We start from the raw sequence: 6,367 nt of genomic DNA, 5'->3' as shown, positions 1-6,367 counted from the left end.
GCGCACACAGCGCACGGCGCCGCCGCCGGCGCCCCCGCAAGTCGGCGGGCGTGGCCGCGAATGCCAACTGAACCGGTGTCGCCCGACGCCTGATGGTCAAACCGGAACGCCGCACCAAGGCCGACATATTGGCCGCGGCAGCGATCGCGGCTGTGGTCGCCGTGGTTGCGGCGTTGATCTGGTGGACCAGCGATGCCCGCGCCACGATCAGCCGGCCCGGAACAGGACCTGTGCCCAGCCCGAGGCTGGCCCACCAGATCCCGGATTCGCTCAAGCAGCTCTGGACCGCCCCCAACGCGCCGACCGAACAGCCGGTGGTGGTCGCCGGAACCGTCGTCACCGCCGACGGACGTGCCGTGCAAGGGCGTTATCCCGACACCGGCAAGGTGCGGTGGAGCTACTCGCGCGGCACCGATCTGTGCGGGGTCACCGGGGTCTACCGCTTCGCAGTCGCGGTCTACCGCGACGACCGCGGTTGCGGTCAGGTCAGCACGATCGACGGATCCACCGGGCGCCGCGGACCCGCCCGAAGCAGCTACGCCGACCAGCGTGTGCGCCTGTCTTCCGACGGCACCACGGTGTTGTCGGCGGGTGATACCAGGCTGGAGCTATGGCGCTCCGACATGGTCCGGATGCTCTCCTACGGCGAGATCGACGCCCGGGTCAAGCCATCCTCGAAGGGACTGCACACCGGCTGCCGCTTCGTTTCGGCGGCTGCTAGCTCGGCGGCAGTCTCTGTCCTCGGCGCGTGCGGCAGCCAGGCGGATCTGCGGCTCACCCTGCTGCGCCCCAGCAAGGAGGAAGACGAGCCGGAGGTGCGCGACGTGCCCGAGCCGGGGATCGGCGTAGGTTCCGGCGCCAGGGTATTGACGGTCGCTGAGACCAAGACGCTGCTGTATCTGCCGGCGCCGCGGCCGCGAGTCGATGTGGTCGACGAGAGCGGGGTGACCGTGGCGAGCACGTTGCTGCCCAAGACGCCGTCGGCGGCCAGCAGCGTGTCGCGACCCGGCAACCTGGTGACGTGGTGGACGGGCGACAAGGTGATGGTGTTCGACGGGGCGACTCTGGCCTACCGCTATTCCATTGCGGCCGCTGGGCCTTCCGTTCCGGTGGGGCCGGCGACGATGATGGCCGGCAAGTTGCTGGTACCCGTCACGGACGGCGTGGCCGTTTGTGATCCGGTCACCGGCACCGGCGAAGGCTTCCTGCCGGTGACCCGGCCGCCGGGCAGCTCTCCGGTGATCCCCACCGTTTCGGGTTCGCAGGTGCTCGAGCAGCGCGGCAATACCCTGGTCGCCTTGGGCTGACCTCAGGCGTCGATGGTGAACGTCGGCAGCGCTTTGCCCGACTTCCAGTGTTTGAGCAGCGTCTCGGCCAACTCTCGATAAGCGGAGGCGCCCTTGTTCTTACGCGCGGCCATCACCGACGAGCCGGACGCGCTGGCTTCGGCGAAGCGCACCGTGCGCGGAATCGGCGGCGCCAGCACCGGCAGGTCATAGCGGTCGGCGACATCGAGCAGCACGTCGCGGGTGTGGGTCGTACGCGGGTCGTACAACGTCGGCAGCGCGCCCAGTAACCGCAGCCCGGGGTTGGTGATCTGCTGAACATCGGCGACGGTGCGCAAGAACTGGCCGACGCCGCGATGCGCCAACGTTTCGCATTGCAACGGCACGATGACCTCGTCGGCGGCCGTCAGCCCGTTGAGGGTGAGCACGCCCAGCGACGGCGGACAGTCGATGACGACCACGTCGAACTGGTCGCCGAGCTTGTCGAGCGCTCGTTTGAGCGCATACTCACGGCCGGCCCGCATCAGCAGCATCGCCTCGGCGCCGGCGAGGTCGATGTTGGCCGGCAGCAGCGTCATACCCTCCGCGGTGTCGACCAAGGCGACGTCGGGGTCCACCTCGCCAAGCAAGACCTCATGCACCGACACCGCCAGCTTGTCCGGGTCTTGACCCAGCGAGAAAGTCAGACAGCCCTGCGGGTCGAGATCGACGAGCAGCACCCGCCGTCCCGCGTCCATCATCGCCGCGCCCAGCGAAGCCACCGTCGTCGTCTTGGCCACCCCGCCCTTCTGGTTGGCCACCGCCAGCACTCTTGTCATATGGCGCCGCTCCTCCTCATCACTTCGCTCTGCATCGGGCGTGCTATGGCCATCCTGGCACCAAACCCGTGGTGCCCGCGCGCGGATCGCCCTGAGTCTCAGGCACAATCGGTCAGCATGGGCATCGAGAGCCACCGGCTGGTGTTGTTGCGCCACGGGGAGACCGAGTGGTCCAAGTCCGGCCAGCACACCGGGCGCACCGAACTCGAACTCACCGACCATGGACGCGCGGAGGCCAGCGCCGTCGGCCAGCCGCTGGCCGACCTCCACCTCGACAACCCAATGGTGATCAGCAGCCCGCGTCGGCGCGCGGTGGAGACGGCCGAACTCGCCGGCCTCACCGTTGACGAGAAATCCGAACTGCTCGCCGAGTGGGATTACGGATCCTACGAGGGTGCGACAACCGCGCAAATTCAGCAGTCGCAGCCCAATTGGTCGATCTGGACGGACGGCTGCCCCGACGGTGAGACCGTCGCACAGGTCAGCGACCGCGCGGACCAGGCCGTCGCATTGGCGCTCGAGCAAATGGCATCACGCGACGTGGTGTTCGTGGGCCACGGCCACTTCTCCCGCGCCGTGATCACCCGATGGGTGGAGTTGCCGCTGGTTGAGGGCAGCCGCTTCGGCATGACCGCAGCGTCGATCGCGATCTGCGGGTTCGAACACGGAATTCGCCAGCTGAGCGCACTGGGCTATCCGCATCCGAATGACAACTGAACCGCCGTTCGTGCTGTGCGGGCCGACCGGCGCCCTCGTCGCCGACGGCGTGCAGGCCTGCTATTCCGACGTGGCCGCCGCGCAATCGGCGTTGCGTTCGGGGGCGGTGCCAATAGTACTGGGCGCGTTGCCTTTTGACAGCAACAATCCCTCCGCATTGATGGCACCGCGTTCGGTACGGCGAACTGCCGAACTGCCAGACTGGCCGAGCGACCCGCTGCCGACCGTGCGGGTGGCCGGTGCGGTTCCCGCGCCTGACGAGCACCGCGCCCGGGTTCGACACGCACGCGATCGGCTGACCGCGCCGGGCAGCACGCTGCAGAAGGTGGTGCTGGCTCGCGCGTTACGGCTGGCCGCCGATGCTCCGTTGGACGCCACGATCGTCCTGCGCCGGCTGGTTGCGGACGACCCCGCCGCCTACAGCTATCTGGTCGACCTGTCCGCGGCGGGCGGCCGGTATGCGGGGATGGCCTTGGTGGGCGCCAGCCCCGAACTGCTGGTTGCGCGCGACGGCGACCGGGTGACATGTCGGCCGTTCGCCGGTTCTGCGCCGCGAGCCACGGATCCCCAATGCGACGCCGCGGCCGGGTCGGCACTGGCTGCGTCCGCCAAGGATCGCCACGAGCATCAACTTGTCATCGATTTCATGGCCGACGCCCTGCGTCCGTTGTGCAGTGAACTGACGATCGCACCCACGCCTGAGCTGAGCCGCACCACCGCACTCTGGCACCTCAGCACACCGATCAGCGGGCAACTACGCGATACATCAACGACCGCAATTGATTTGGCATTGGCGCTGCATCCAACCCCCGCCGTAGGGGGTGTGCCTGCGGACGCGGCCGCCGAACTTATCGGCGAGCTGGAGGGCAACCGCGGCTTTTACGCCGGCGCGGCCGGCTGGTGCGACGAGCGCGGTGACGGGCGGTGGGTGGTGTCCATCCGCTGCGCGCAGCTGGCGGCCGACCGCCGTTCTGCGCTCGCGCACGCCGGCGGCGGGATAGTTGCCGAGTCCGATCCTGATGACGAAGTTGCCGAGACCACAACGAAATTCGTCACTATTTTGACCGCGCTGGGAGTTGACTTGTGACCGCGCATATCCGCCGAGCCATACCCGCTGATGCCACAGCGATCACCGCGATGATCCACGGATTGGCCAGCTTCGAACGTGCCGCCGACCAGTGCACGGTGATCGAAGATCAGGTCAGCGCCGCACTTTTCGATGAACCGATAACCCTACGAGCCCATGTCGCCGAGGTCGACGGTGAAGTCGCGGCGATGGCGCTGTGGTTCCTCAACTTCTCAACCTGGGACGGCGTCGAGGGCATCTTTCTGGAGGACCTGTTCGTGCTTCCACGATTTCGCCGTCTCGGGCTGGCTCGCAAGCTGCTGATGGCCCTGGCCCGCGAATGCGTGGACAACGGCTACACGCGGCTGGCTTGGGCAGTGCTGAACTGGAACACCGATGCGATTGCCCTCTATGAAACCGTCGGCGCTGCGCCGCAAACCGAATGGACCACCTATCGGCTGTCCGGTCCGGAGTTGGCCGAGCTGGCCGAACCCCGCTTATGACCCGCCGGCGACCCAGCGCACCGCGGCCGGACTGAACAGCAGCGCCAACACCGTCAACGCGATGACACCCACCGCGACGCCGACCAGCACTCGATGAGAACCGACTGCCAAATACCACGCGACGGGCAGCAGCAATAACTGAGCGAACACCGCCAGCCCGCGCCCCCACCGCTTGCCGACCAGCATTGCGCCGCCGGCGGCCAGCACAGCTACACCGACGACGGCGAACCATGCTGCGGTGCCAAAGCCGTTGACCACCCGCTGATCCGCACCGCCAAGTCCCCGGATCAGCAGAACAACCGCCAGAACCACACCGATCGCGCCCTGCACAGCAACGATCACTCCTGCGCCACGCACACTGGCCGGCGGTGGTGGCTGACTACTCACGGCGTCAGCGTAACCGTCTCATTCCCGTAGGCTTTGACGTCATGCGCGCCGTGCTGATCGTCAACCCCACAGCAACTTCGACGACCACCGCGGGGCGCGACGTGCTAGCGCACGCGCTTGAGAGCCGCCTGGAGCTGACCGTCGAGCACACCCGACACCGCGGCCATGGTGGCGAAATCGCGCAGGCTGCCGTCCAGGACGGGGTTGATCTGGTCGTCGTGCACGGCGGCGACGGAACGGTCAGCAACGTGGTCAACGGCCTGCTTGGCCGCCCCGGTCCATTGCCCACCGGACATATCCCGGCGCTGGCGATCGTCCCGGGTGGCTCGGCGAATGTGACGGCCCGGCAGTTGGGCATCCCGCCCGGTCCGATCGACGCCACCAACCAGCTCATCTGGCTGCTCGACAGGTACGGCCGGGAGAAGAAGTGGCGACGGATCGGGCTGATCGACTGCGGCGAGCGGTGGGCGGTCCTGAACGCCGGTATGGGCGTCGACGCCGAGGCGGTGGCCAAAGTGGAAGCGCAACGGGAAAAGGGCGTCAAGGTCTCGCCGACGCGCTACATCACCGCGGCGACTCGCGCGACCATCGCCTACTCCCGTCGTGAGCCAAGGCTGACCGTCGAGCTGCCCGGGCGTGAGCCGATCTGCGGGGTCCACTTCGTCTTCGTGTCCAACTCCAGCCCGTGGACCTACGCAAACGAACGGCCGATGTACACCAACCCCGGTACCAGCTTCGAGGGAGGGCTGGGCGTGTTCGGCGTCACCGCACTGAAGGTGATTCCCAGCCTCAGGCTGGTCCGGCAGATGTTCGCCAGGCAGCCGAAGCTCGACGGCGAGCAGATCGTCCGCGATGACGATGCGGCCTGCGTGCGGGTTAGCTGCGCCGGCGATCCGATGGCCGCCCAGTTCGACGGGGACTACCTGGGTGAGCGGGAGGAGATGACGTTCCGGGCAGTTCCGGACGCGCTGAACGTCGTCGCGCCGCACGTGAAAATAAGGCACTGACCTGCCACAATCACCGGCAAAGCGGCAATAGGGCTGGGCAAGGTGCGGGCAGTGTAGTACAAACGATTAAGGCATTTGGTAACAGATCGCCAAAGTGAGATTGCCCACGGACCAACGAGCGCTATTGACATCTGTTGAGCCTGTGAAACGATCGAATGATCGCATGCAACGGTACGGAAACAATTTCCGTGCGTGCGTTGTGCCTGCGTTAACAGCCGAAGAAAAATACTCGTGCGCCCTGCTGCGCACACGGTAAGGAGTAAAGACCTATGGATTGGCGCCACAATGCGGTGTGTCGCGATGAGGACCCGGAGCTGTTCTTTCCCGTCGGGAACAGCGGACCGGCGCTCGCGCAGATCGCTGACGCGAAACTGGTCTGCAACCGCTGTCCGGTGACCACCGAGTGCCTTTCGTGGGCGCTCAACACCGGGCAGGACTCTGGCGTGTGGGGCGGAATGAGCGAAGACGAGCGGCGCGCGCTGAAGCGTCGCAACGCCCGGACGAAGGCGCGCAGCGGAGTCTGACGTCGCGTCAACGGTGCGGCCCCGACACACTGTCGGGGCCGCACCGTTGGGTGCAGGGC

General features: G+C 67.0%; 7 protein-coding genes and 1 pseudogene. 6 read left to right on the top strand and 2 right to left on the bottom strand.

Features of this window, described 5'->3' with window-relative positions; genetic code table 11:
- The first annotated feature begins 92 nt into the window (after positions 1-92).
- Positions 93-1,307: a hypothetical protein gene (locus WB785_RS11240; RefSeq protein ID WP_424079174.1), complete on the top strand. Its 1,215-nt coding sequence runs from the start codon at positions 93-95 to the stop codon at positions 1,305-1,307.
- A 2-nt stretch (positions 1,308-1,309) separates the two neighbouring features.
- Here the strand turns inward: WB785_RS11240 and WB785_RS11235 are convergent, their stop codons facing one another.
- Entirely contained in the window at positions 1,310-2,104 is a 795-nt protein-coding gene (locus WB785_RS11235) for a ParA family protein (RefSeq protein ID WP_424079172.1), read from the bottom strand.
- A gap of 117 nt (positions 2,105-2,221) precedes the next feature.
- Between WB785_RS11235 and WB785_RS11230 the strand changes: the two genes are divergently transcribed.
- Genes WB785_RS11230 through WB785_RS11220 form a run of 3 tightly spaced genes read left to right on the top strand, consistent with a single transcriptional unit; the run spans position 2,222 to position 4,390 of the window.
- Entirely contained in the window at positions 2,222-2,821 is a 600-nt protein-coding gene (locus WB785_RS11230; protein ID WP_424079170.1) for an acid phosphatase, read from the top strand.
- Entirely contained in the window at positions 2,811-3,908 is a 1,098-nt protein-coding gene (locus tag WB785_RS11225; protein ID WP_424079168.1) for an isochorismate synthase, read from the top strand. The genes WB785_RS11230 and WB785_RS11225 overlap by 11 nt, the downstream gene beginning before the upstream one ends.
- On the top strand, positions 3,905-4,390 hold the full coding sequence (locus tag WB785_RS11220; RefSeq protein WP_424079167.1) for an N-acetyltransferase family protein: 486 nt from the start codon (positions 3,905-3,907) through the stop codon (positions 4,388-4,390). Before WB785_RS11225 ends, WB785_RS11220 begins: the two co-directional genes overlap by 4 nt.
- Here WB785_RS11220 and WB785_RS11215 read toward each other — a convergent pair.
- Positions 4,339-4,777, bottom strand: a pseudogene (locus WB785_RS11215) (hypothetical protein). The gene WB785_RS11220 and the pseudogene WB785_RS11215 overlap by 52 nt on opposite strands.
- Before the next feature lie 41 nt (positions 4,778-4,818).
- Here WB785_RS11215 and WB785_RS11210 point away from each other — a divergent pair.
- Together WB785_RS11210 and whiB1 are read left to right on the top strand one after the other, a co-directional pair.
- Positions 4,819-5,784, top strand: coding sequence for a diacylglycerol/lipid kinase family protein (locus WB785_RS11210; RefSeq protein ID WP_424079165.1), 966 nt, complete (start codon positions 4,819-4,821; stop codon positions 5,782-5,784).
- A gap of 269 nt (positions 5,785-6,053) precedes the next feature.
- Complete coding sequence (gene whiB1, locus WB785_RS11205; protein ID WP_324855696.1) at positions 6,054-6,308, top strand: transcriptional regulator WhiB1; 255 nt, start codon at positions 6,054-6,056, stop codon at positions 6,306-6,308.
- Positions 6,309-6,367 lie beyond the last annotated feature (59 nt).

Source organism: Mycobacterium sp. (genome assembly GCF_049585075.1).
Lineage (GTDB): Bacteria > Actinomycetota > Actinomycetes > Mycobacteriales > Mycobacteriaceae > Mycobacterium.
Note: the sequence above shows the minus strand (reverse complement) of the source record. Positions and strands in the feature narration are given on the sequence as shown.

Coding starts and splice junctions, on each gene's coding strand:
- WB785_RS11235 (WP_424079172.1), bottom strand. CDS start 2,104: ATGACAAGAGTGCTGGCGGTGGCCAACCAGAAGGGCGGGGTGGCCAAG.
- whiB1 (WP_324855696.1), top strand. CDS start 6,054: ATGGATTGGCGCCACAATGCGGTGTGTCGCGATGAGGACCCGGAGCTG.
- WB785_RS11240 (WP_424079174.1), top strand. CDS start 93: ATGGTCAAACCGGAACGCCGCACCAAGGCCGACATATTGGCCGCGGCA.
- WB785_RS11230 (WP_424079170.1), top strand. CDS start 2,222: ATGGGCATCGAGAGCCACCGGCTGGTGTTGTTGCGCCACGGGGAGACC.
- WB785_RS11210 (WP_424079165.1), top strand. CDS start 4,819: ATGCGCGCCGTGCTGATCGTCAACCCCACAGCAACTTCGACGACCACC.
- WB785_RS11225 (WP_424079168.1), top strand. CDS start 2,811: ATGACAACTGAACCGCCGTTCGTGCTGTGCGGGCCGACCGGCGCCCTC.